This is a genomic window from Streptomyces sp. NPDC041135 (assembly GCF_055592085.1).
The window spans coordinates 12,734-36,281 of the sequence record NZ_JBVIYZ010000017.1 but is presented as its reverse complement, the minus strand read 5'-3'; the positions used below and the strand labels follow the sequence as shown (position 1 = coordinate 36,281).

Below are 23,548 nucleotides of genomic sequence, written 5' to 3'. Positions count from 1 at the left end.
GCAGCGCACCCCTAGCTTCGGCGGTCCGCGCGGGGCCGCTAAGGGGTCGCTCCTGGTTGCCGCGCCCGGCCGTCCGCCCCACCATGGACGAGGTACTCCCCGCCCGTCCCGTGCAGGTACGCCGAGCCGACCTCCTGCGCGCCCCCCACGTGCGAAACGGATGACCGCGAAGAGCCCCGTTGCAGTCCGCGGCCTGGAGGTGTGTGTGCGCGTTCGCCCCGTGCCCGGTCTGCACGTCAGCGTGGACGCCGACGGGCGGCTCGACGTGGTCGCGGAGCCGGCCCGCCGCTTCCGCTGCGGTCCCGTCGGCACGGCCATGTGGATCGCCCTGCGTCAGCACGACGGCGACGTGTGCGCGGCCGCCGGCACCCTCGCCACCGTGTGGGGCACCGAGCCGGCCAACGCCCGCGCCGATCTCGACATCTGGGTGGACGAGATGCGCGACGCCGGACTGGTGCGCACCGACCCCTGACATCCTCCGCGTTCTCCTCCGCCCCGGCTCGACCACCCCTGTAGCGTGCGCGCCCACGCTGATCCCGATTAGGGGTGGACCAACCGGGACGGGGCGACTATGACGGTGGTGTGCTGCAGGACGGCGGCGATCGATTCTCTGGAGGAGGCCTTCGCCGACTGCGCGGCCGGAACGCCGGGCAATGTGCTGATCGAAGGACCGACGGGCTGCGGCAAGAGCGCGCTCGTCCACACGGTCGTCGAACGGGCCACGGCCCACGGCGCCCTGGTGCTCAGCGCGGTGGGCCTGCCCGCCGAGCGCGAGGTGCCCTACGGCGTGCTGCGCCAACTGGTGCGCAGTGACCGGCGGGTGGCGCCGCCCGCGCTGCCGGCCGACTGGGCGGTGCCCGCGCGGGTGGCGGACATGCAGGCGTTCCGCGCCTCGCTGGGCGCACTGAGCGAGAGCGCCCCGGTGGTGCTGTGCGTGGACGACGTGCAGTACGCCGACGCCGAGTCGCTGGCCTTCCTCGAGTACGTCTCCCGGCACGCGCGCGCGGACCGGGTGCTGCTGGTGGTCAGCGACTCCCCGCACCACGAGTCGGGGCGGCCGGAGTTCGCCACCGAGCTGATGCGCCGGCCGGCCTTCCGGCGGGTGCGGCTGGGCCGGCTGACGGCCGAGGAGGTGGCCGAGGTGGCCGGCCGGCACCGCCGCCCGGCACCGGCCGCGTTCCTGTACGACACCAGCGGCGGCAATCCGCTGCTGCTGCGCGCGCTGCTGGAGGAGCAGGGCGCCGAGGGCCGCGTACCGCTGCCCGGCGGGCCGTTCGCCCAGGCCGTCCGCGCCTGCCTGCACCGGATGGGCGCCTGCGCCGCCGGGGTGGCCCAGGCGGCGGCCGTGCTGGACACCGCGGCCACCGCGGAGCGGATCACCGGCCTGCTGGACGCCGCCCCGGACGCGGTGCGCCGGGCGCTGGCCGCGCTGGAGACCGCCGGCCTCCTCGACGGGGTCCGGCTGCGGCATCCGGCGCTGCGCGCCGCGGTGTTCGACGGGCTGGCCCCGGCCGCGCGGCGGGAGCTGCACCGGGGGGCCGCCGTGCTGCTGCGCCCGCAGGGCGTCCCGGCGGCCGACGCGGCCGGGCACCTGCTGGCCGCCGACGCCTGTGGAAGCACCCCATGGCAGGCCACGCCCGGCGAGCTGGACCTGCTGGCCGAGGCGGCCGACGCCCGGCTGGCCGACGACGACGCACCGCAGGCGGCCCGGCTGCTGGAGCTGGCGCTGCGGACGTGCGACGACGGACGCCGGCGCGGTGCCCTCCAACTGCGGCTGGCCCGCATCCAGTGGCGGCTGGACCCGGCCGCCGCCGAACGGCACCTGGCCGCCGCGCTGGCGGCCGCCGGCCGGGCCGACGACGAGCACGCGCAGCCGCTGGCCCAGTCGCTGCTGCTCCAGGGCCGGATCGCCGAGGCCGCCCGGCTGCTCGGCCCCGGCGCGCAGGACCCGGCCGAGGAGGGTGCCTCGCTGCTGGACGTGGTGCTGGACACGGGCGCGGCGGCCGCCGAACGGCTGCTGCGCTCGGCGACGCTGACGGAGGCGACGCTGGTGCCGGTGGTGCAGGCGGTGCAGTCCCTGCTGCACTCCGAGCACCCGGAGCGGGCCGTGCCGTGGAGCAGGACCCTGCTGGAGGACGCCGAGCGGCGTGCGGCGCCCGGCTGGAGCGCGGTGTTCGCCACCCTGCTGGCGCAGGCGCAGCTGCGCCTGGGTGACCTGGAGGCCGCCGTCGCCGCCGCGACGCTGGCGCTCGGCGCGCTGGGCGGCCGGACCGAGTCGGCGCTCGGCCACGCGGCCGGTGCGGTGCTGGTGCGGGCGTACGGGGCCATGGGCCGGTACACGGAGGCCACCGAGCTGTGCGACCGGCGGCTGCCCGGTGACCGGCCGGCCGGGCTGCACGAACTCGGCTTCCTGCGCGCCCGCGGGCTGCACCAGCTGCTGGGCAACCAGCCGCAGGCCGCCCTCGCCGACTTCCTGGCGGTGGGCCGGCTGATGGCGGAGTGGGGCATCGACCGGCCCGCCTACCTGCCGTGGCGCACCGACGCCGCCGAGGCGCTGCTGCGTCTGGGCCGGCCGCAGCAGGCCGAGCAACTGGTCCGCGAACAGCTCGGGCTGCCGGACGCGCGCCGGCCCTGGGTGCGCGGCACCTCACTGCACCTGCGGGCGCTGACCGTGGCCGCGCCCCGGCAGCGGATCGCGCTGCTGCAGCAGGCGGTGGACGAACTGCACCGCTCCGGCGACCGGTTGCAGACGGCGCGGGCGATGGCCGACCTGGGGCAGACCACGCAGGCGGAGGGCACGTCGGCGACGAAGGGCGCGGCGACCGTGCGGGCGGCCTGGAACCTGGCCAAGGAGTGCCGGGCGACGGCGCTGTGCAAGGAGATCCTGCCCGACGCCCCGGTCGGCGAGCCGGTCCGCGACCAGCCGCCCGGCCCCGGCCGCCCCGGCCCGGAGACGGCGCGGCTGAGCAACTCCGAGCAGCGGGTGGCCACCCTGGCCGCCCAGGGCCTGACCAACCGGGAGATCTCGGCGAAGCTGTATCTGACGGTGAGCACCGTCGAGCAGCACCTGACCCGGGTCTACCGCAAGCTCCAGATCAGCTGCCGCGGCGACCTCCCGATGGACCTCGCCCTGGGCGACACCTCCACCTGGGACCAGGAGATGCCGGCGCAGAAGGCCTGATGCCGCCGGAAGAGGGCCGGCCGCCCGGGGACGCGTCACCGCCCCGGGCGGCCGGCCCGGCCGGTTCGGGGACGGGAGCCGGGAGCGGCGGCATGCCTCGCGGGGGGGGAACGACCTGACTGATGCCCGGCCGGGAGCAGGACACCGGCGGGGAAGCGCGTACGGGGACCACCTGGCCGGGACAGGACACCGGGCCGGGGTCGGGGCGGCCGGGCCAGGGGTGGGACACCTGGCCGGGGACGGCCCGCCGAGCGGGGTGAGCGGGTGTCGGCGCCGACGGGGGTGTGGGGGCGAAGTGCTCCCAGTCGGCGGACACCGTACGGCGAGGGCGCGTCGGTGGGGGGACCGGATCACCTGGGATCCAGCACCTCGACGGCGCCGTCAGGCCGCGAACAGGTCGTACGTGGAACTGTGCCTCGGGCCGGCCAGCACGTCCAGCGCGGGGTCCACGGCCAGCATGGCCTGGTGCATGCGCTGCAACTGCGGCGAAGGCTCGACGCCGAGTTCCTCGATCAGCCGCATCCGCAGCTTGCGGTAGACCTCCAGCGCGGAGGCCTGCCGGCCCGAGCGGTACAGCGCCAGCATGGCCTGCGAGTGCAGACCCTCGTGCTGCGGGTGCCGTGCCGTCAGTTCCATCAGTTCGGCGATGAGTTCGGCGTGCCGGCCCAGCCGCAGGTCGGCGTCGATGCGCCGCTCCACGGTCACCAGCCGGCTCTCCTCCAGCCGCATGGCCTCGATCTCCAGCACCGGTCCCGCCTTGACGTCGACCAGTGCCGGACCCTGCCACAGGTCCAGTGCCGTGCGGAATCGATCCGCCGACACCCCGTTGTCGCCCGCCTCGAACGCGGACTGCCCCTCCTTCACCAACCGGTCGTAATGATGCACGTCCACACAGCCCGGCTCGATCTGCAGCAGATAGCCGCCGTGCCGGGTGGCCAGCACATCCTTGGCGCCGGCCGGTGAGCCGGGCCCCATCGCCGTGCCCAGTCTGCGGCGCAGTTGCAGAATGTAGGTCTGCAGGGTGGTGAGCGCGCTCTGCGGCGGCTCGGTGCCCCAGATCTCCTCCATGAGGGTCGGTACGGGCATCACCCGCCCCGGATAGAGCGCCAGCAGCGCCAGGATCTGCCGCGGCTTGCCCGCTGTCGGAACGATCGACCCCCCGTTGACCTCGGCACTCAACGGACCCAGAACCTGAATCCTCACGGTCTCCTCCGTACCTCGTCGAGTTCCTTGTCCCGTTCCTTTCGGTGGCCAGAAATCTGCCCCATATGAACGCTAGCCGCGGCCGTGCCCCCCAAGCGATTTCCTGTAGCGGTCCTCTAGCGGACTTCCACGTTCGGTTTTGCCCACGGAATTTCGACCGCTCAGGAACACGTGTGCCAAAAATACCGCAGGCCTTTCCACCCGGGTCCCGGCACCCCGCGGTGAATATCCGGGGAAAACGATCTGTCCACCGCGCGGACCGCAACCACCCGGAACAAGCCGGTCGGACACGCCGGTACCCGCGCTCACCCCCGGTACGCCGGCCCGCTCCCGCGTCCCCGGCCGCCGCCCACCGGCTCCGGCAGCGGGATGCTGCGCGGCGTCGCCCGGCCCCAGGGGAAGCCGTGGTGGAGGTGGAGCACGGGGACGGGTTCGTCGTGGTCGTCGTGGGCGGGCACGGCGACGGCCGCCAGCACCTCGGGCACCGGCTCCAGTTCGACGAACCGCCACCGCCCGGCCCGGTCGTCCTCGGGCGGCCGGAAGGCCAGCACGCCCTGGTCGTCGGCGAGGGTGAAGGCGAACTCGTCGAAGGGCAGCCCGAGTCCGAGGCCGCGCGCCTTGGAGTAGGCCTCCTTCAGCGTCCACAGCCGCAGCGCCCGCCGGTCCCGGGCGGGTCCCCGCTCCGCGCGGGCCACCCAGTCCTGCTCCTCGGCGCTGAAGGTGCGCACGATGGCGGTGATGGCCTGCTCGTCCCGGTCCAGCCGCTCCACGTCCACGCCGATGCGGTGCCTGCGCACCACCCCGAGCAGGTTGTAGCCGCCGGCGTGCGAGAGGTTGAAGTCCAGGTGCCGCCCGCCGCGCGGCAGTTCCTGCTCGGGCGGGCGCAGGAAGGGCCGGCCCCGCGACGACCGCCAGAAGACCAGCTCCGCCTCGGCGAGCCCGGCCTCCAGCGCCAGGGCCCGCCGTACCAGCGTGTGGGCGACGACGTACTGCCGCCGGTCGCGCTCGAACAGGAACCGGTCGGCGGTCTCGCGTTCGTGCTCGTCGAGCCAGTGGGTGGCGAGGACGTTGGCGATGGCGGGCGCGAGGTCCTCGTTGGGGCACAGCCAGAGCTTGATGGGCGGGCTCGGCCGGCGGTGCTCGGCCGGTGCGGCCGGCGCGGGCCGGTCGCGCAGTTCGGCTGCCGTGGTCATCGCACCGGCCCCCCGTCCGGCCCGGGCCGCAGCAGCGCGGTGCCGGGCAGCGCCAGGACGGGCGCGGGCCCGGGCGGTCCGGCCCGGGTGACGTCGACCCCGGCCAGCCACAGCCGGGCCAGCTGCGCCAGCCGCCGCCCGCGCCACAGGGCCGTCAGGTACTGCTCGGTCTCCGGCAGCTCCGCCAGCAGCGGTACGGCGTCCGGGTCGCCCCCGGTGTCCGCATGGCGCACGGCCCCGGTGTCGGCGCCGGTGGCGCTCCCGGCTTGCGTGCCGGTGGCGTGGTCCGCGGCGAAGGCGTGCAGCGCGGCGGCCAGTTCGGCGGTGTCCCGGGCGGTCACCGCCAGCCGGCTGCCCAGGGCGGCCCGGCCGGTGCACAGTTCGCGGGCGACGGCGGCCAGGTCGGCGCCCGGCCCACCGTGCTCCGGCGCGGTGAGCCAGTCGGCCAGGCGCCGTGCGGTGGCGGCGAGGTGCCGGGACGTGGGAGCCGACAGCAGCACCAGTTCCGTACGCCCCGCGGGCGCCGGGTCCGGCCGCGCGGGGCGCGGCGGCTCGACGGCCTCCTCCAGCAGGAGCTGGGCGCCGGTACCGCTGCCCGCGCACACGGACACCGTGACCCGGCGCGGCACCTCTCCCCCGTCTGCGCCGCGCGCCGGCACCCACCCGGCGGGCGCGCTCACGCCGGGCGCGGGCAGCACGGTGGCGTTGCGCAGTTGCAGCACCGCCCGCACCACCAGGGCCAGCCCGGTGGCGGCGCCCGAGGCACCGGCGAGGGGGGCGACGCCGTGCTCGCTCTCGTGCAGGGCGACCTCGGGCGGCTCGACGCCCGCGGCGGCCAGCACGGCCCGCCCCAGCCGCTGCGCGAGCCCGGTGCGCTCCGCGCCCGGCCGGGGATCGCCGCCCTCGCGGCCGCCGTGTGCGACGGCGCTCGCGCGCAGCACGGCGTGCACGGTGTCCCCGTCGGCCTCGGCGGCGGCGAGCGGCTTGAGCAGGACGGCGCCGACGCCCTCGGCGCCGTGCGGGTGCGCGGCGACGGCGCCGACGAGCGCGGCCGCGCACTCCCCGGACCGCAGCGCGCCGAGGGCCAGGTGCAGCGCGACGAGGAAGCCGGAGTCGCCGGTGTCGACGGCCTGGCCCGGGCCGCGCAGGTCGAGCAGGGCGCAGAGCCGGTCGGCCGGCCGCCAGGAGCCGCCGGCGGTGTAGACGCCGAGTGCGCGCGGCTCGCCGTCGGCCGCGCGGAGCCCGTCGAGCCGGGCGCCGGTGTGGCCCGCCCGCTCCAGGGTCTCCCAGGCGGTCTCCAGGAACAGCCGCTCCGGCGCCGTCAGCGCGGCCAGATCCCCGCCGGCCGTGAAGAACTCCGCGTCGAAGGCGTCCCCGGTGTCCGGCTCCTGGTGCGCAGGAGGATCCTGCGGCGCTCCCGGTCCGGTGAGCGCCTGCTGCCAGAACGCCTCCAGGTCCGGCACCCGCGGGAACCGGACGCCGAGACCGATGACGGCGTACCCCTCGGTGCCCACGGACCCGGTGCCCACGGACCCGGTGCCTGCGGTCCGCCCGGTCGGCGAGGTGCCCGCCCGCGCCCCGGCGCCCGCGTCCGCCACCGCCCGCTGCGCCACCGCGTCCCCCGCCGACGCGGCCGACGTGACCGGCGTGACCGGCGTGACCGGTTCCGCCGCGGCCGGAGCCTGCGGCGCGGTGTCCAGGGTCCGCGAGAGCTGCCCCATGAGCAGGGCCACCGCGTGCTGCCGGTCCAGGGCGCCGTTCTTGAAGCGGCTCAGTATCTCCTTGTTGCCCAGCTCGCCGGGTCCTCCGGGCTGCCGGCGAACCCCGGCCCCGTCGACGCCGCCATTGCTGTCGCCCGTGCCGTCGCCGTTGCCCCGGCTCGTGCCGTTGTGACTCATCTCGTCCATGCGGTCGTGCGTCCCCTCGGCTCAGGCCGCGTGCGCTGCCAGCAGGGCGGCCGCCTCGTCGATGCTGAGCAGGTCGTCGCGCACCGCGTCCAGCAGCGCGTGCACCTCGCCCTCGGTCAGCGGTGCCACGGCCGGCACCGCGGGTCGCGCGGCCGGCGCTCGGGAGGCGGCGGCCGCGGTCCTGCCGCGCGAGGCGATGTACGCGGCCATCGCGGTGAGGTCGGGCCGGTCGTAGAGGACGGAGATCCGCTCGTCGAGGCCGTAGGCGCGGTTGATGCTCTCGACGAACTCCGCGCCGAGGATGGAGTCGATGCCCAGCAGCGTGAAGGGCGCGTCGGAGGCGATGTCCGCCGGGGAGCAGCGCAGGATGTCGGCGAGCCGGGTCCGCAGCGCGTCCACGATCTCCGCCGGCGCCTCCCCCGCGGTGGGCGGCGCGGGCGGCGGCCCGGGCACGCCCAGCTCGGCCGCGAGGTGCCGGGCGAGCGAGGCGGGGGTGGGGTGGTCCTGCAGGACCGAGGCCCTGATGCCGGTGCCGTGGCGGGAGTTGACCATCGACACGAACTCGACGGCCAGCATGGAGTCCAACCCGAGGGACTGGAAGGTCCGCTCGGGGTCGATCCGCCCGGCGTCGACGCCGGTCATGTCGGCGAGAACGGCCGTGAAGGCGTCGAGGACGCCGGCGCCGGACGTCGGCAGGGCCGCCTGCGGCGAAGGACGGGGGTCACTGGTCATGTGGGCAACTCCAGGGGTCGGTCCCGCGCTCCTACGGATTGTGAGCGCCCTGCCCCCCGCGGCACATCGCCGCGGCCGGTGATCCCCGCGCCGCCGACTGGCTCCCGGGAGTGAGGCCGTACGGCCCGCCTACGTGAAAAGAGTGAGACCCAGCCACCCGTCGGCACCACGGCCCGCCGGTCCACCGCCCCGCCGGGCCCGCCGCCCGCCGGTCAGGGAACCCGGGCGAGCCGTCCGTCCGCCGCCGCCCCGTCGTGCTGGGGCAGGGCGAACGGGGTCTCCGGGGTGGCCATCAGGATCGACTGCTGCAACCGGCGCAGCCGCACGGACGGCTCCAGCCCGAGGTCCCGGACCAGGAGGCTGCGCAGCTGCTGGTAGACGGTGAGCGCCTCGCCGCGCCGGCCCGAGCGGTACAGGGCCAGCATGAACTGGGCGTGCAGGTTCTCGTGCGTGCGGTAGCGGCTGGTCAGCACGGTGAGTTCGGCGAGCAGCTCGCGGTGCCGGCCGAGGCGCAGGTCGGCCTCGATGCGCTGGTCGAGCGCGCACAGCCGGCCCTCCTCCAGCCGCTTGGCCTCCATGGCCAGCTGCGCGCCGGCCTGCACGTCGGCGAAGGGCGAGCCGGACCACAGCTCGAGCGCCTGGCGCAGGGTGCGGGCGGCGCCGGCGAAGTCCCCGGCGTCCATGGCCCGGTAGCCCAGGCCGGACAGCCGCTCGAACTCGCGGATGTCGCTGCCGCCACCGCCGGAGTTGAGCAGGTAGCCGCCCGGCAGGGTGGCCAGGACGTCCTTGGCGCAGCGCCCGTCCGGCTCCCCGGCGGCGTCGGCCGCGCCCGTGCGCAGTGCGGTCGAGATGAGTTCCCGCAGTTGCAGCACGTACGTCTGCAGCGTGGTGCGGGCGCTGCGGGGCGGTGTGCTCGCCCACAGCTCCTCGATGAGCGCCGCGACGGGCACCACCTGGTCGGCACGCAGGGCCAGGAGAGCCAGCACCTGCCGAGGCTTCGGCGCGGTCGGGGCGATGGAGACCCCGTTCTCCCGCACGTCCAGTGCACCCAGTACGCCGATGTCCACGCCGTCTCCCTAGTCCGCTCCCCCTGGCTACCTCCAGTAGAAAACAGCGCAACCGGTCTGTCAACAGCGTTGCCGCTAGGCTGTTTCTAACGAACCGCCAGAGAGCGGCAACAGAACGCCGCCCCCTCTCCCCGACCTGCCAAGTAATGGTAAAAAGAGGCTACTTGGCGGGCCCTGGAGCGGAGCGGCGCTGGGTGACATGGAGTCGTATGTCCGGTTCTTCGCTGGCCCGAAACGGGACCGCAAAGAGACCGTGCAGTTTGTTACTTGACCGTGTTCATGGCGTTCATGGCGTTCACGGTGCTCACGGTGCTCACGGTGCTCACGGTCACTGCGGCGGGTTGCCGTGCTTGCGGGAGGGCAGGTCGGCGTGCTTGTTGTGCAGCATCGCCAGTGACCGGATGAGCACCTCGCGGGTCTCGGCCGGGTCGATCACGTCGTCCACGAGACCGCGTTCGGCCGCGTAGTAGGGGTGCATCAGCTCGGCCTTGTACTGACTGACCATCTGCCGCCGCATCGCCTCGGGGTCGTCGGCCGCCGCGATCTGCCGCCGGAAGATGACGTTCGCCGCGCCCTCGGCGCCCATCACGGCGATCTCGTTCGTCGGCCAGGCGTAGGTGAGGTCGGCGCCGATCGACTGGGAGTCCATCACGATGTACGCCCCGCCGTACGCCTTGCGCAGGATCAGCGAGATGCGGGGCACGGTGGCGTTGCAGTAGGCGTAGAGCAGCTTCGCGCCGTGCCGGATGATGCCGCCGTGCTCCTGGTCGACGCCGGGCAGGAAGCCGGGCACGTCCAGCAGGGTCAGGATCGGGATGTTGAAGGCGTCGCACATCTGCACGAACCGGGCGGCCTTCTCGCTCGCCTCGATGTCGAGCACGCCCGCCAGGGCCTGCGGCTGGTTGGCGACGATGCCCACGGCCTGCCCGTCGAGCCGGGCCAGCGCGCAGATGATGTTGCGCGCCCAGCGCTCGTGGACCTCCAGGTACTCCCCGTCGTCGACGATCTCCTCGATCACCCGGGTCATGTCGTAGGGCCGGTTGCCGTCGACCGGCACCAGGTCCAGCAGCGGCTCGCAGCGCCGGTCCGCGGGGTCGGCGGAGGGGACCTGCGGCGGGTTCTCGCGGTTGTTCTGCGGGAGCAGCGACAGCAGGTACCGCACCTCGGCGATGCAGGTCTCCTCGTCGTCGTAGGCGAAGTGGCACACCCCGGACGTCTCCGCGTGCACGTCCGCGCCGCCGAGCCCGTTCTGGGTGATCTCCTCGCCGGTGACCGCCTTGACGACGTCGGGTCCGGTGATGAACATCTGCGAGGTCTCGCGCACCATGAACACGAAGTCCGTCAGCGCCGGACTGTAGGCCGCGCCGCCCGCGCACGGGCCGAGCATCACGCTGATCTGCGGGATGACCCCGGAGGCCTTGGTGTTGCGCTGGAAGATGCCGCCGTAACCGGCCAGCGCCGAGACGCCCTCCTGGATACGCGCGCCGGCGCCGTCGTTGAGCGAGACCAGCGGCGCACCGGCCGCGATGGCCATGTCCATGATCTTGTGGATCTTCGTGGCGTGGGCCTCGCCCAGCGCCCCGCCGAAGATCCGGAAGTCGTGCGCGTACACGAACACGGTCCGGCCCTCGACCGTGCCCCAGCCCGTGATCACACCGTCGGTGTACGGCTTCTTGGCCTCCAGGCCGAAGCCCGTCGCCCGGTGCCGCCGCAGCTGCTCCACCTCCTGGAAGGACCCGGGGTCCAGGAGCAGCTCGATCCGCTCCCGCGCCGTCAGCTTGCCCTTGGCGTGCTGCGCCTCGGTCGCCTTCTCGCTCGGGCCCTGCGTGGCGAGGACGCGGATGCCGTGCAGTTCCGCGACGCGCCCGCGGATGTCGCCGGCCGCCTGCTCGGTCCCGGCCGGGGTGATGGTGGGTGTTGCCATGTCAGGTTCCTTCCTGGGGCGGAGAGCTACACGTCACTGCCAGCTGCGCGGGGCCGAGTAGGCCGCCGTGCCCCTCCACCACCGGGAGGTCTTGACCGATGTCCCGCCGCGCTCCTCGGCCCGGCCGCCGCGCAGCGCGAGCAGTACGACGGTCAGCGCCGCCAGCTCTTCCTCACTGGCGTGCCCGCGTTCGATGCGCAGGGCGAGCGCTCCGCTGTCCGATTCGCCCATTCCCCCTCCTCCTGGTCCTTTCCGGCCACGGTCCGCCACCCCCCTCAAGAACCGCTTCCGTCCCGCTCAAGAAACCCAAGAGCCCGCACCAGTGCGTCGGCGGCGGCCGCCGCTCCGGCGTCGCCCGCCATCACCACGGTCGCGGGCACACCCCGGTCGGCCGCGGCCCGGGCCAGCTCGTACGCGGCCCAGGCGCCGGGGCCGTACCCGCACAGCACCAGGCGGCGGCCCGCGCCCAGCAGGTCCTCCAGGGCCGGCGGGAGGCCCTGCGGCGGCCCGGCGAGCCGCAGCCCGACGACCGGTTCGGGGCCGCCGTGACCGCCGAGCAGCTGGTCGTAACAGCCGGGCGGGACCCCGGGCACGGTCACCAGGCAGACCACGGGCGCGTCGTGGCGGCCGGGGCGCAGCGTCGTCAGCACGGGCCGCGCGGGCTGCGGCGGGCGGCGCGCGGCGCCGGGCACGGCCGCCGCGGACAGCAGCTCCAGTGCCTCGCGCACGGTGGCCGTCAGCTCCCAGCACTGCGGCAGGCCGCGCAGCAACCGCACGCACTGGGAGAGCAGTTCGGCCGCGTCGGCGTCGGTGAGGCTGGCCCGCTCGTACACGCCGGTCAGCACCAGGCCGCCGTCGGCGTCGTGCCGGGCGACCAGGGTGACGGGCAGCGCGGTGCCGCCCGGGACGCCGCGCGGCGCCTCCACCTCGACGCCCTGCTCGCGCAGTTCGGCGAGCACCGCGGCGGGCAGCTCGGGGAGGCTGTCGAACAGGACGGCCGTGTCGGTGATCCGCTGCCCCGGCGCGCCCCGCCCGCTCCACGCGCGCACCCGGTCGCCGTCCACCCAGGGGTACGACGCCACGTCGAGCAGGGCGTCGCGGGCCGTGCGCACCAGCTCGGCCAGCGGCATCCCGCGGTCCACGGTCACGGTCATCGGCACGGTCGTGCCGAGCAGCCCGGGCACCCCGGCGGCGCCCGGCATCCCGAGGTCCCGGCCGGTCAGCCGCACCCCGAAGCTCACCGGCAGCGGACCCTCGGCCTGCGCCGCCCGGTACAGCAGCAGCGCCCACGCCACGTGCAGGGCGCTGCTCTCCCCGGCGCCCCGGGCCGCCGCCCAGGTGCGCAGCCGGTGGGCCTGCACGGCGGGCAGGCGGCGCCGGACGCGGCCGGAGCCGGTGCGCCGGGTGGGTCCGGCCGGGCGGCCGGGGCTGACGGCGGCGTGCCGCGGCGGTGCGGCCCGGGACCAGAACTCCCGCGCCGCGTCGGTGGGCCGGCCGGCCAGCCAGCGGGCGTGGTCGCGGATGTCGGGGCGGCGCTCGGCACCGGGCAGCGTCCCGCCGGAGACGTAGGCCCGGTAGAACGCCCACAGCAGCAGGTGGACCCCGCGCTCGTCGAGCAGCGCGCGGTGGTGGGTGAGCAGCACCCGGGTCGTCGGGGTGCCGTCCGGGGCGGCCGGGCCGTCGAGCAGGGTCAGCCGCAGCAGCCCCGGCCGGGACAGGTCGAAGCCGCGCCGGCGGTCCCGCTCCAGCAGGGTGTCCCAGGCGACGGAGGCGCGCGGGTGCCGCTCGACGGTGACCTCGGCGCGCGGGTGCAGCACGATCCGGGGCAGCGCCGCCCAGTCGAAGGAGGCCCGCAGGACCGATTCGCGCTCCACGACCGACTGCCAGGCGGCGCTGAACCGCGCGGTCTCCAGCGGCCCGGTCCAGTTCCAGTGCAGCTGTTCCACGCCCCGGTCCCCGCCCGGCGCGAGGGAGCCGAGCAGCAGCTCGCGCCGGTAGCCGGTGACGGGCACGGGCTCACCGGCCTGCTCGGGGGTGCCGAGCACGTCGGCGAGCAGTTCCGGGCCGAGGACGGCGGGCCCGGGCGCGGCGCCGGTCCTGGTCAGGCGCAGCAGGTGGCGTCCGTCGCCCCGGCTGTCCAGGGTGACGGCGTACTCACGGTGGCGTTCGGCGAGCCGGGCGGCGAGGATCTCGGCGGCGGCGGTCTGCGCGGGTCCGTGCAGCTCCAGCACCATCCGGGAGCCGGTCGGCGCACCGGCCGGCTCGTGCACCACCGCGAACCCGGCGCCCTGTACGGGCTGACGCCCCCTCATCCGTCACCCTCCGCCCCCACCTGCAGGTCGAATCGTTTCTGCGCAGTCGGCACACGCGCACTCGGCACCAGCGCGGCCGACCTGGACGCAGACGCCACTGAAGTCGCCGTGGGGGAGGCGGACACGAACACGTACCCGCGCCGTCCGGCCGGCGGGGCGGCGGATGCCGGGGAGCACCGCGGGTGAACGGCGGCCGGGACCCGCCCGCCGCCGCGCCGCGCATACGAAAGGACGCGCGTCCGCCCTCGCGGCGCCGCCCTCCGCCCCCGGCCCCGGCGCGCCGGACCGGCCCGGCGCACGCGTCGGCGAACCCGGTGACCTGCGGCGGCACGCGCGCGCCTGCGCTCCTCACGACGCCCCCCGACCGTCCCCGCACGCGCCGGAGATGTCCGGCTGCGGCCAGCGTAGTGACGGCCCGGGTTTCCGGTGTGTTTCCTCGAGCCGTCGTTGATCCGCTCCCGAACCGCTCTGCAGCGGTCCGGCGGCGCGGTGGGCCACGCTGACCAGATAGCGGCCCTGCACCAGATGGGTGGCCAGCTCCCACTGCGGCCCGGTGGCCGGGTCCTCGTCGGGCACCACGCGTCCGGCCGCGTCCCGGCGGAAGCCGACCGCGCTGAACCGGCGCCGCATGCCGTGCCCCAGCGCCTTGGTGTACGCCTCCTTCAGCGTCCACAGCCGCAGCAGCCGCACCCCGCGCTCGGCGTCCGGCAGCGCCGCCAGCTCCGCGGCCTCCTCCGGGGTGCACAGGTGGTCCCGCAGCAGCTCGAAGGAGGTCTCCCGGCCGGCCGGTTCGGCGTCCACGCCGATCACCCCGCCCCGGCACACCCCGACCACGATCAGGTCGTCGGTGTGCGTCAGGCTCACCCCGACCTCCCCCAGCCCCCGCAGATACGGCTGCCCGCCCGGCCGGTACGCCAGGTCCAGCTGCTCGGCGGGAACCTCCAGCACGGCCGCCGCGGCGCACCGCAGCACCACCCGGGACGCCGCGAACCGCAGCCGCCCGGCGGGGGCGTCGGTCTGCCGGTAGCGGGCCCAGTCCCGGCCCAGCAGTCCGCGCAGCCCCGGATCGAGCAGCGCGGCCCCCATCCACTCCCCCCACGTGGTGTGCACCACGGCCCGGCCCCACTGTCCGACCTGCTCCCGCACCGGCTCCCAGTCGCCCTCGGGCCCGGCGACATGCAGGGGAACGGCCCCCGCGCCCTCCCTGACGGCGACCCGTCCGGGGTCCGTCCCCCGCGTCGGTGTCATGTCCCAGCCCTCGCTTCCGGTGCGCCCGTTCCCCACAGCACGCGTGTGCCGTACACATCGCAGTCGACGGCGTTGCGGCAGCGGTCGGCGAGTTCCGCCCACACCTGCCCGCGCGGATCGGCCCCGGTGCCGGGCAGCGGCACGCCGAGACGGTCCAAGGTCCGGGACAGGGCGAGCAGCGCCCAGTGCGGGTCGGCGAGGCCGCCGCCGGCGGCCTGCCGGACGCCGAGCACGCCGGCCGCCAGCAGCAGCAGCGCCTGCCGGTCCGCCAGCGCCCGCGCGGCCGGGGCGCGTACGTCGTCCAGGTCCGCGTCCCGGCAGGCCCGGCGCAGCACCCGCTGCTCGGCGGCGAGCCGCCGGGCCACCCGGCGCAGGTCCGCGGCGGCTCCGGTCCCCTCGGTGGTGAGCGGGCCGACCGCACCGGCGAGGGCGGCGGACAGGACGTCGTCCGCACCGGCCCGCCCGCCGGGGGCCACGACCGCCGTCCCCAGCCGGAACAGCGCCTGCCCGCCGGGGCCCGCGGGCTCCGGCGCGGCGCCGGCCGGCCCGGCCAGCCCGGCCACCAGCGCGTCGAGCCCGGTCCCGGCCGTCTCCGCCCGCACCCGGGCCGCGCGCACCCCGCCGACGGCGCTGTCCAGCATCCGGCGCTCCGCCGCCCCGGCCCCGGCCCCGTTCTCGCGCAGTACGAGGTCCAGTTCGGACAGCACCTCCTCCAGCACGGCGGGCACGGTGTGGCCGACGGCGCCGAAGAGCGCCCGGTGCCCCCGCGCGCCCGGCACGGCGCAGCGCAGCGCCACGACCGTGAGGGCCTCACAGGCCAGCAGGTCGGCGAAGGCGGCGGCGAGCACCGGGTACCACTGGCGGGCACCGGGATCGTGCGGGCCGCGCCCGGCGACGGTGACGGCGGCGGTCCGCAGCACCGTCCCGGTGATCCCGGTCAGCGCCGCCGCGCCCAGCAGCGGCTCCGCTCCGGCCGCCGCCCCGCCCCGCGCGGCCGGCCACGCCCGCCGCAGGCACGTCCGTCCCAGCTCCAGGTCGCGGCGGAAGACCGGCCGCAGCACCCGGGCCAGTTGCTCGGGTCCGTCCGTCGTCCCGCCGCCGGGCGCGGCCGCGGCCAGCAGGGGCCCGGCGTCCGCCGTCCCGTCCGCCAGGGCGGTGACGCCGTAGGGGTTGGCCGGGTCCCGGGGATCGCCGAGCAGCGTCTCCAGGCGCATCGCCCGCAACGCCACCCCGACCGGCGCCGGCACCTCCGCATAGGCGCGAGCGGCCGTGGCCTGCGCGGGACCGTCACCGGCCACCGCGACGGCGGCCGCCGCACCGGCGGCACCGCCCGTACGGTGGCCGACGGTCGTGCGGGAGTGCGTCACAGCCATCCCGCCCACCTCCTCATCGCAGACGGCGTACGCCGCTCTCGGCATGCCAGCGGGCCAGTTCCAGCGCCTCCCGGCCGGCGCGCCCGAGCCACTCGCGCACGTACCGGCGTGCCTCCAGCAGGCTCGTGCCCTCGCCCAGCGCCGGTGCGACGGCCGCTTCGCGCAGCAGCACCCGGTGCGTGGCGACGACCCGCGTACCGGCGGCGTCCGGCATCAGGGACCACTCGCCGGTGTGCGCGGCGATCGGCTCGGGGGCGGCGGTGTCCTTGTAGACGATGCGTCCGGCGTGCGGGAAGCACAGGCGCACCGTCCGCGTGGTGACGGTGCGTCCGTCGTCCTCGGCGCACGAGTCCAGCGTGGTGACCTGCACCCCGGGCCGGTCCTCGGTCAGGTCGGCGCGCTCGACGTGCGGGATGAGGTCGGCCCAGTCCCCGACGCGGTACAGGAAGTCGTAGACGAGTTCGGCGGGGCCGTCGACCCACACCTCGTCCTCGAAGGCGAGCAGCAACTCGTCCAGGCGGTCCCAGTCCTCGGCGATCCGCCGGACCTGTGCGAGCCGGCCGCGCAGGTCCCGGGCGGCCGCCTCGGTGCCGGCCGGGTCCGCCGGGACGCCGTCGAGGGCGAGGCTCAGCAGGGAGCGCTCGTCACCGGCGGCCCGTACGGTCCAGGTGCCGGTGAGCGGCTCACCGCGCCGGGCGATGTCCTCCTCCTCGAACCGGACGGTCCGGGAGTGCGGCCGCAGCCGGCGGCGCGCGTGGGTCGTACGCACCCGGTCGTCCACGAGGTCCCACACGTGCAGGAGTTCCTCGGTCCCGTCGAAGTCCATCCGCTCGGCGTGCAGTACGGAGGTCAGCAGCACCGGCCAGCGGGCGGCGTCGGCGAGGATGCCGTAGACGACCCCGGCGGGGGCGGCGACGGGGACGGCGTCTTCGAGCGAGCGCACCCGTGACGACGGCATGAGTGTGCCCCCTTCCTCCGCGGCTGGCCCCAGCCTGCGCCCGGCTTCTCGCGCCGCCGTCGACTTCCGGTCGTGGCGCGCTGGAGGCCGCGGCACGCCAGGCCGGTCAGCCGACCGAGGCGAGCCGTCCGGTGCCGGTCCCGGCGGGCGCCGCGTCGGAGCGGGTCATGAGGATGGACCGCTGGAGCTTGCCGAGCGCGGCGGAGGGCTCCAGGCCCAGGTCGCGCACGAGCGTGGTGCGCAGCCGCCGGTAGGCGTCCAGCGCCTCGCCGCGCCGGCCCGAGCGGTACAGGGCCAGCATGTACTGCCCGCACAGGCTCTCGTGGGTGGGGTAGCGGCTGGTCAGCACGGTGAGTTCGGCGAGCAGCTCGCGGTGCCGGCCGAGGCGCAGGTCGGCCTCGATGCGCTGGTCCAGCGCGCACAGCCGGGTCTCCTCCAGCCGCTTGATCTGTGTGCCGAGGTGGACTCCGGCGTGGACGTCGGCCAGGGCCGGCCCGCTCCACAGCGACAGTGCCTCGCGCAGCAGCCGCGCGGCCTCACGGTGGTCCTCGGCGTCCATCGCCCGGTACCCGGTCCCGGCGAGCCGCTCGAACTCACGGACGTCGCTGGTGCCTTCGCCGCCCTTGAGCAGATAGCCCCCGGGCACGGTGAGCAGGACGTCCTTGGCGGTGCGGCCGTCGGCGCCGTCGGCGCGTCCCAGCGCCGCGGTGATCTGCTCACGCAGTTGCAGGATGTACGTCTGCAGGGTCGGGCGGGCGCTGCGCGGCTGCCGCTGCCCCCACAGTTCCTCGGTCAGCATGCCGACGGGCACGACCTGATCGGCGTGCAGGGCGAGCAGCGCGAGCACCTGGCGCGGTTTGGGCGCGGTGGGGGTGATGGAGATGCCTTTCTCCCGCACATCCAGAGTGCCGAGTATGTCGATGTCCACGCCGTCTCCCCGTGTTGGATGTACCGCTGTGGCCGCGCGAGGCGGCTCCTTAGCACACCGAGTAAAAAACGGCACGGATGGTATGTCAATACCATACCGGTCAGTTTGTTTTCTCCCCAGCCCGGATCGAGGGTCCCTTGAGGATGCCGGCACCCCTCAGCCAAATCCGGCGAAACACCCGGACGCCTGGGCTGACAGTGGCTCAAACTGCGACGTTGACCGGATCGTTGCCATACCGGTCAGGCTGTTACGCGGACCGCTCGATCCGCATGCGCCCACCGGATACGGCCACCGATTCCCGTCCCGGGGCGGCGAGCCGGGGCAGGACGAGCGCCCAGAACTGATCGACGTGGTTGGGCGGCAGCCAGTTGCGGTCCCCGGCGCCGAGCACCTCGAAGCCGACGGTGGCGGCCACGATCACCGCGGCGGCCCCGTCCGGCGAGACGTCGTCGGCGAGTTCCCCCTCGCGCTGGGCCCGCAGCAGCAGGTCGTACACCCAGGAGCACCACCAGTCGCGGAAGCCGATGCCGTTCTTGCGGGAGGGATCGACGCTCAGCTTGAACCCGGCGCGCACGACGGCGTCGGTGGCGACGGCGATCAGCAGTTCCTGGGTGACGGCCACCAGCAGTTGCAGCGAGGAGGACGAGGACGGCCTGCTCGCCGCCACCAGCCGCTCGACGGACTCCTTGCCCGCGCGCTCCACCTCCACGGCGAGCGCGTCCTTGCTGGGGAAGTGGAAGTGCAGCGCTCCCGCGCTCACCCCGGCCCGCTTGCTGATCGCCGGCAGCGAGGAGAGTGCGTACCCGTCGTCGGCGAAGACCTCGGCCGCCGCCAGGATGAGGGCCTGACGGGTGCGTGCCGCCCGGACCTGCTTGACCATCACGTCCTCCTCCTGGGGCCCGGGCGACAGTACGGAATGGATCAGTCCGATCATCCCCGGGCCTGCAACGTTCCATTTCTGGACCCTAGCAAACCGCATGATCAGTAGGTTTACTAGAGCCGTAGCGGTGCCTCCCTTAAGCGCTCGCTGAGTCACGTATCGTGAGATCGCCTGCTCACAGCCGACATTGCGCCACACCCTGACGGCAAGGGCACATGCATGGTCCTCACAAAAAGAGCACAACTGGTTTGTTATCGCTTCGCACCTTCACAGGCCCCGCAGAGCGCGTGTACCCGACCGCGGCCGAGAAAGACGGGGAAATCCAGCCGCCCGGGGCCCGTTCACGCCGCAACAACAAACCAGCGGCCGGGTTTGCTCAGACACCGCTCACCTGCGCGTTTCATCCTCGCGCGTCATGCCCCGACGCCGTGGCGGCGCCCGGGCGGGACCAGGCGCTCTCAGCCGTGCACGGATTTCCGGGCGGGAGCCGGTGTGCGCACCGGGCAGGCGATTCGCCAGGGCGAAGCCAAGCGGAAGCACATCAAGCCGGGCGGAAGCGGATCAGCCGTGGCGGAACGACTCGAGACCCGGCGGAGGCGGCTCGGACCGGCGCGGTGGCTCGGACCCGGTAGCGCGGCTCAGACCTCGGAGGGCACCAGCGTCGCCCGCTGGAGGCGCTCCGCCTCTTCCACGACCCGGGCGCCCCTGTCCGGCGCCGTGTCCAGCCGGATCAGCGCGGCCGGTGTGGCGATGGCCGGCAGTACGTGGTTGTAGAGCACCGAGATGCGGTCGCTGAGGTCGGTCCAGCTGGAGACCACCTCGGACATGAACTGCGTGCCGATCCAGGCGCCCAGGAAGCACTCGGCCGTCTCCCGGGGGATGACGTGCGGCAGCACCTCACCGCGCTCCTTGGCCTCGGCGAGCCGGTCGGTGATCACGTCGGTCCAGGCCGGCCAGGCGCTGCCGAACAGGGAACGGCCCTGCAGATCGGCGGAGAGGCGTATGCCCGCCAGCAGGATGACTTCCTTGGGGATGCGGTGGGCCAGCGTCATGCCGATGTCCACCCACTCCTGGAGCTTCAGCTCGCGCGGCACCCAGTACTCGCTGTTGATCTGGGCGTTGATCACCCCGCGCGCCAGGGATTCCTTGGAGTCGAAGTGGAAGTACAGCGCGCCCTTCGTGACCCCGGCCCGGTCGAGGATCTCGGCGATCGTCGCCGCGGTGTATCCGCGCTCGGCGAACACCGCGGCAGCGGCCTCGATAACAGCACGGCGGGTCCGAACCGCACGCTCTTGCCGCGCCATGGGACCCCTCCGCAGTTGAAAACAAAACCGGACGTGACGTACCTTACCCCATTTCGGGTCCGTTACCACGGGGCCAAGCCCTGGAATCCACCAGATACCCGCCACCATATGGGGAGTTGTGTGGGGACTGGTGCGGTTCGTACGTCCCCGGCCGTCACCTGGCCGTACGGCCCGTGCCGCGGCCGCGCCGGCACGGGACGACGTTCTTTCGTTCACCAGGCGGTGCGCCCCCCGTCCACCGCCAGGGTGGCGCCGGTGACGAAGCTGGCCTTGTCGCTGAGCAGCCAGGCCGCCGACTCCGCGACCTCCTCCGGATCGGCGGCCCGCTGCTGCGGGGCGGACCGGTGGGCCCTGCGCTCGATATCGGGCGACATGGCGAACCAGTCGTCGATCATCTCCGAGCGGGTCAGGCCGGGCGCGATGGCGTTGACGCGGATGCCGTGCGGGGCGTACTCCACCGCGGCCGCCTTGGTCAGCCCGATCACGGCGTGCTTGGCGGCGATGTAGGGCGCGGCCGTCGAGGAGGCGACCAGCCCGCCGACGCTGGAGGTGTTGACGATCGCGCCGGACCCGTTCTCGAGCATGGCGGTGATCTCGTGGCGCATGCAGTTCCACACCCCGCGCAGGTTGGTGTCGGTCACCAGGTCGTAGTCGGCGTCGCTCATCAGGTGCATCGGCGTCTTCGGCAGTCCCGCGCCGGCGTTGTTGAACGCCGCGTCGAGCCGGCCGTACTCCTCGACGGCGAACCGCACCGCCCGGCGCACCTGTTCGCTGTCGCGTACGTCGACGCCGTGGTGGGCGGCCTCGGCCCCCTTGCCGCGCAGTTCGGTGACGAGGTCGCGCAGCCGTTCCTCGCGGCGGGCGGTCAGTACGACGACCGCGCCCTGGTGCGCGAAGACCCGGGCCGCGGCCGCGCCGATGCCGCTGCTGGCCCCGGTGATCAGAACGACCTTGCCCGCCAGCGGCGCCGCCTCGGTGCCCGTCACGCCGGCACCCCGCTCACCGCGGCCGCCACCGCGGCGCCGTCCGCGGCCGGCGCCGGGCTCCCGTGCGCCGCTCCCTGCCAGACGGTGCCGGCGGCCGCCTCCCGGTCGAGGGTGCGCAGGCGCGCTTCGTCGATCTCGTCGAGGCCGCGCACCAGGTGCCGGACGCCGAGGTCGCGCATCAACTCCCGCTGGAAGCCGTGCTCGAAGCTGCTGGGGCGGCCGACGAACGGCACGTTCAGCTCCTTGGCGCGGGCGGCGAAACGGGCCACGTCGTCGATGAACAGCACCTGGTCGTAGCCGAGTCCGAAGTGGTCGCGGACGATCTCCCGGATGCCGGGGCGAAAGCCGTCGGTGCAGATGTAGCGCGGCTCGGTGAACAGCTCGGCCCACTGGCCGAGGTGACGGTGGAAGTGGCTGCCGTCCAGGCCGCCGTAGCAGATGACCTCCAGGCCCAGGGCGCGCAGCCGGTGCAGCAGTTCGGCCGCGCCGTCGAGCGGCCGTACGGGGTGGGCGGCGAGGTACCGCTCGCGCTCGGCGAAGTACTCCTCGATGATGTCCTGTTCGCTCGCGGGCGAGCCGGTGACCTCCAGCAGGACCTGGGCGGCGGCGAGCCGGGGCTGCGAGAACAGCCGCTGCTCCAGCTCGCGCGTGTAGGCGCCGCCGTACCGCTGGACGAGCCGGTGCAGGACGGGACTGAAGCTGTCGTTGAGCAGAACGCCGTCGATGTTGACGGCGGCGAGCCTGAGCGTACGCAGAGCTTCCATCGATGATCCCCCAAAAGAAAACCGCTGGACGGGTTTTTGAACCGCTGCCGTGTCCGTCCCGTAACCGATCAGGGATGGTCCACTTAAGCTAGTTTGTTCCTTTTTCACCCTGTGTCAGGATTAGTTGAGCACGAAAACACATGGTCAAACCCCCATCAAACGGAACCTGTGCTTCAACCAAGCCTGGCCATACTTGCCAAAGCCTTTACCTAGCGGCCGATTCAAGAAAACCGGTAGGTCCGTATCTTATAGGCGTCGAACAGAGCTTCAAGACACGTTGAGTTCTTCAGACGGGGGGGTTTTCGATGAGTCTGTCCACCAGCGAGATCGGGATCGCGCTGCCCGCACTGCCGCGGCTGACCACCACGGTTCCCAAGGAGTACGTCCACCGGGCGTCCCTGGCCGAGGTGTTCCTCACCGGCTGCACCGCTCAGGAGGACGGTCTGCGGTTCTCCCTCACCGGTCAGTGGCCGCGCGCCCACACGTTCTTCAACAGCACCGACGGTTCCAGCCACGACCCGCTGCAAGCCGCAGAGACGTTTCGTCAGGCCGGGATGTTCGTGACCCACGCCGAACGCGGCGTACCGCTCGGCCACCACTTCGTGATGTGGACCCTCAGCTACACAACCGACCTCAGCGCCCTGCGCATCGCCTCGCGGCCGACCGACTTCGACCTGGAGGTGAAGTGCCCCGACCCGGCCCCGCGCGGCCGGATATCCGGCCGCCGCATGCAGATGGAGTTCGCCATCCGCCGCAACGGGGACCTGGTGGCACACGGCGGCGCCCAGTACTCGGTGATCGCACCGGCCGTCTACGACCGCCTGCGCGCGGCCCGTCCCGAGCAGCTCCCGGCCCAGGCCGACCCGGTGCTCGCCCCCGAGCGGATGCCGGCGGCTCTCGTCGGCCGTACCTGCCCGGCCGACGTGGTGCTCACCGCCACGGACCGTCCGACGCGCTGGCTGCTCACCCCGGACCTGAACCACCCGATCCTGTTCGACCACGGCAACGACCACCTGCCCGGCATGGTCCTGCTGGAGGGAGCCCGGCAGGCCGCCACGGCACGCCTGGCACCGCGCACCCTGATCCCGGCGAGCGCCTCGACGGCCTTCATCCGCTACGCGGAACTGGACCGGCCGTGCTGGATCGACGTCACGGACGTCTCGCCCGAGAGCGGCGGCATGGTGACCGTCGAGGTCACCGGCAGCCAGGACGGGGAGCCCGTCTTCACCTCGACCATCACCGGCCCGCTCGTGTGACGGTGGCCCCGGCGCCGTCCCCACTCCCCCGCTCCGCTCTCACCCGTCCCCGCCTGCGCGGTTCGCGCGTTCGAGCCCGCAGGCGGTGTCGCGCGCGGGCGGCCGCCGTCCCGGGCCGGCCCTGCGGGCCCGGCCGGTGATTCTGCGCCGCGGCGCCGTACTGCTCCGGTGTCTCATCGTCGGCCTCCCCCGTGACTGGCCCGCACTTGGTGCGATGGTGCCACTCCCGCGGAACGGCCGGAAGAACGACCGGTAAAACCAACCTCGTCCGCGACGGAAGGCGCCGCGCCGGACCGGCACGGGCACGGGCCCACGGCACCGGCGGAGCCCAC

The 23,548-nt window shown here is 74.4% G+C and carries 19 protein-coding genes; 3 read left to right on the top strand and 16 right to left on the bottom strand.

The genetic code is table 11. The features are described 5' to 3' along the window. The first annotated feature begins 205 nt into the window (after nt 1-205). Nucleotides 206-472 (top strand): PqqD family peptide modification chaperone, encoded by a 267-nt coding sequence (locus ACZ6CZ_RS28935; RefSeq protein WP_469026963.1) that lies wholly within the window; start codon nt 206-208, stop codon nt 470-472. 108 nt (nt 473-580) lie between these two features. Further along, nucleotides 581-3,181, top strand: coding sequence for an AAA family ATPase (locus tag ACZ6CZ_RS28930; RefSeq protein ID WP_469026961.1), 2,601 nt, complete (start codon nt 581-583; stop codon nt 3,179-3,181). Nucleotides 3,182-3,562: 381 nt separating this feature from the next. Here the strand turns inward: ACZ6CZ_RS28930 and ACZ6CZ_RS28925 are convergent, their stop codons facing one another. From ACZ6CZ_RS28925 to ACZ6CZ_RS28850, 16 genes are all read right to left on the bottom strand, one after another. Beyond that, entirely contained in the window at nt 3,563-4,384 is an 822-nt protein-coding gene (locus ACZ6CZ_RS28925; protein WP_469026959.1) for an AfsR/SARP family transcriptional regulator, read from the bottom strand. 305 nt (nt 4,385-4,689) lie between these two features. Next, nucleotides 4,690-5,577, bottom strand: coding sequence for a 4'-phosphopantetheinyl transferase family protein (locus ACZ6CZ_RS28920; protein ID WP_469026956.1), 888 nt, complete (start codon nt 5,575-5,577; stop codon nt 4,690-4,692). Then, on the bottom strand, nt 5,574-7,484 hold the full coding sequence (locus ACZ6CZ_RS28915) for a beta-ketoacyl synthase N-terminal-like domain-containing protein (protein ID WP_469026954.1): 1,911 nt from the start codon (nt 7,482-7,484) through the stop codon (nt 5,574-5,576). The genes ACZ6CZ_RS28920 and ACZ6CZ_RS28915 overlap by 4 nt, the downstream gene beginning before the upstream one ends. Nucleotides 7,485-7,505: 21 nt before the next feature. Further along, on the bottom strand, nt 7,506-8,216 hold the full coding sequence (locus ACZ6CZ_RS28910; RefSeq protein ID WP_469026952.1) for an acyl carrier protein: 711 nt from the start codon (nt 8,214-8,216) through the stop codon (nt 7,506-7,508). 212 nt (nt 8,217-8,428) lie between these two features. Continuing rightward, the gene (locus ACZ6CZ_RS28905; RefSeq protein ID WP_469026949.1) at nt 8,429-9,283 is read right to left on the bottom strand and encodes an AfsR/SARP family transcriptional regulator; all 855 of its coding nucleotides are present in this window, start codon (nt 9,281-9,283) and stop codon (nt 8,429-8,431) included. A gap of 328 nt (nt 9,284-9,611) precedes the next feature. Next, the gene (locus tag ACZ6CZ_RS28900) at nt 9,612-11,207 is read right to left on the bottom strand and encodes an acyl-CoA carboxylase subunit beta (RefSeq protein ID WP_469026947.1); all 1,596 of its coding nucleotides are present in this window, start codon (nt 11,205-11,207) and stop codon (nt 9,612-9,614) included. A 33-nt stretch (nt 11,208-11,240) separates the two neighbouring features. After that, the gene (locus ACZ6CZ_RS28895; RefSeq protein WP_469026944.1) at nt 11,241-11,438 is read right to left on the bottom strand and encodes an acyl-CoA carboxylase subunit epsilon; all 198 of its coding nucleotides are present in this window, start codon (nt 11,436-11,438) and stop codon (nt 11,241-11,243) included. Nucleotides 11,439-11,482: 44 nt separating this feature from the next. Continuing rightward, nucleotides 11,483-13,519, bottom strand: coding sequence for a condensation domain-containing protein (locus ACZ6CZ_RS28890; protein ID WP_469026942.1), 2,037 nt, complete (start codon nt 13,517-13,519; stop codon nt 11,483-11,485). A gap of 348 nt (nt 13,520-13,867) precedes the next feature. Beyond that, the gene (locus ACZ6CZ_RS28885; RefSeq protein WP_469026939.1) at nt 13,868-14,767 is read right to left on the bottom strand and encodes a 4'-phosphopantetheinyl transferase family protein; all 900 of its coding nucleotides are present in this window, start codon (nt 14,765-14,767) and stop codon (nt 13,868-13,870) included. Beyond that, complete coding sequence (locus ACZ6CZ_RS28880; protein ID WP_469026936.1) at nt 14,764-16,140, bottom strand: hypothetical protein; 1,377 nt, start codon at nt 16,138-16,140, stop codon at nt 14,764-14,766. Before ACZ6CZ_RS28880 ends, ACZ6CZ_RS28885 begins: the two co-directional genes overlap by 4 nt. A 13-nt stretch (nt 16,141-16,153) precedes the next feature. Next, complete coding sequence (locus ACZ6CZ_RS28875; RefSeq protein WP_469026934.1) at nt 16,154-17,098, bottom strand: SRPBCC family protein; 945 nt, start codon at nt 17,096-17,098, stop codon at nt 16,154-16,156. Between the two features lie 106 nt (nt 17,099-17,204). Beyond that, nucleotides 17,205-18,026 (bottom strand): AfsR/SARP family transcriptional regulator, encoded by an 822-nt coding sequence (locus ACZ6CZ_RS28870; protein ID WP_469026932.1) that lies wholly within the window; start codon nt 18,024-18,026, stop codon nt 17,205-17,207. 247 nt (nt 18,027-18,273) lie between these two features. Continuing rightward, nucleotides 18,274-18,906 carry a ScbR family autoregulator-binding transcription factor gene (locus ACZ6CZ_RS28865; RefSeq protein ID WP_469026929.1) on the bottom strand — a complete coding sequence of 211 codons (633 nt, stop codon included), beginning with the start codon at nt 18,904-18,906 and terminating at the stop codon, nt 18,274-18,276. A 638-nt stretch (nt 18,907-19,544) separates the two neighbouring features. Further along, nucleotides 19,545-20,210 (bottom strand): ScbR family autoregulator-binding transcription factor, encoded by a 666-nt coding sequence (locus ACZ6CZ_RS28860; RefSeq protein WP_469026927.1) that lies wholly within the window; start codon nt 20,208-20,210, stop codon nt 19,545-19,547. A gap of 212 nt (nt 20,211-20,422) precedes the next feature. Then, nucleotides 20,423-21,196, bottom strand: a complete 774-nt coding sequence (locus ACZ6CZ_RS28855; RefSeq protein ID WP_469026925.1) for an SDR family NAD(P)-dependent oxidoreductase — start codon at nt 21,194-21,196, stop codon at nt 20,423-20,425. Beyond that, nucleotides 21,193-21,960 carry an HAD family phosphatase gene (locus tag ACZ6CZ_RS28850; RefSeq protein ID WP_469026923.1) on the bottom strand — a complete coding sequence of 256 codons (768 nt, stop codon included), beginning with the start codon at nt 21,958-21,960 and terminating at the stop codon, nt 21,193-21,195. The genes ACZ6CZ_RS28855 and ACZ6CZ_RS28850 overlap by 4 nt, the downstream gene beginning before the upstream one ends. A gap of 305 nt (nt 21,961-22,265) precedes the next feature. Between ACZ6CZ_RS28850 and ACZ6CZ_RS28845 the strand changes: the two genes are divergently transcribed. Next, on the top strand, nt 22,266-23,216 hold the full coding sequence (locus ACZ6CZ_RS28845; protein WP_469026920.1) for a ScbA/BarX family gamma-butyrolactone biosynthesis protein: 951 nt from the start codon (nt 22,266-22,268) through the stop codon (nt 23,214-23,216). Nucleotides 23,217-23,548 lie beyond the last annotated feature (332 nt).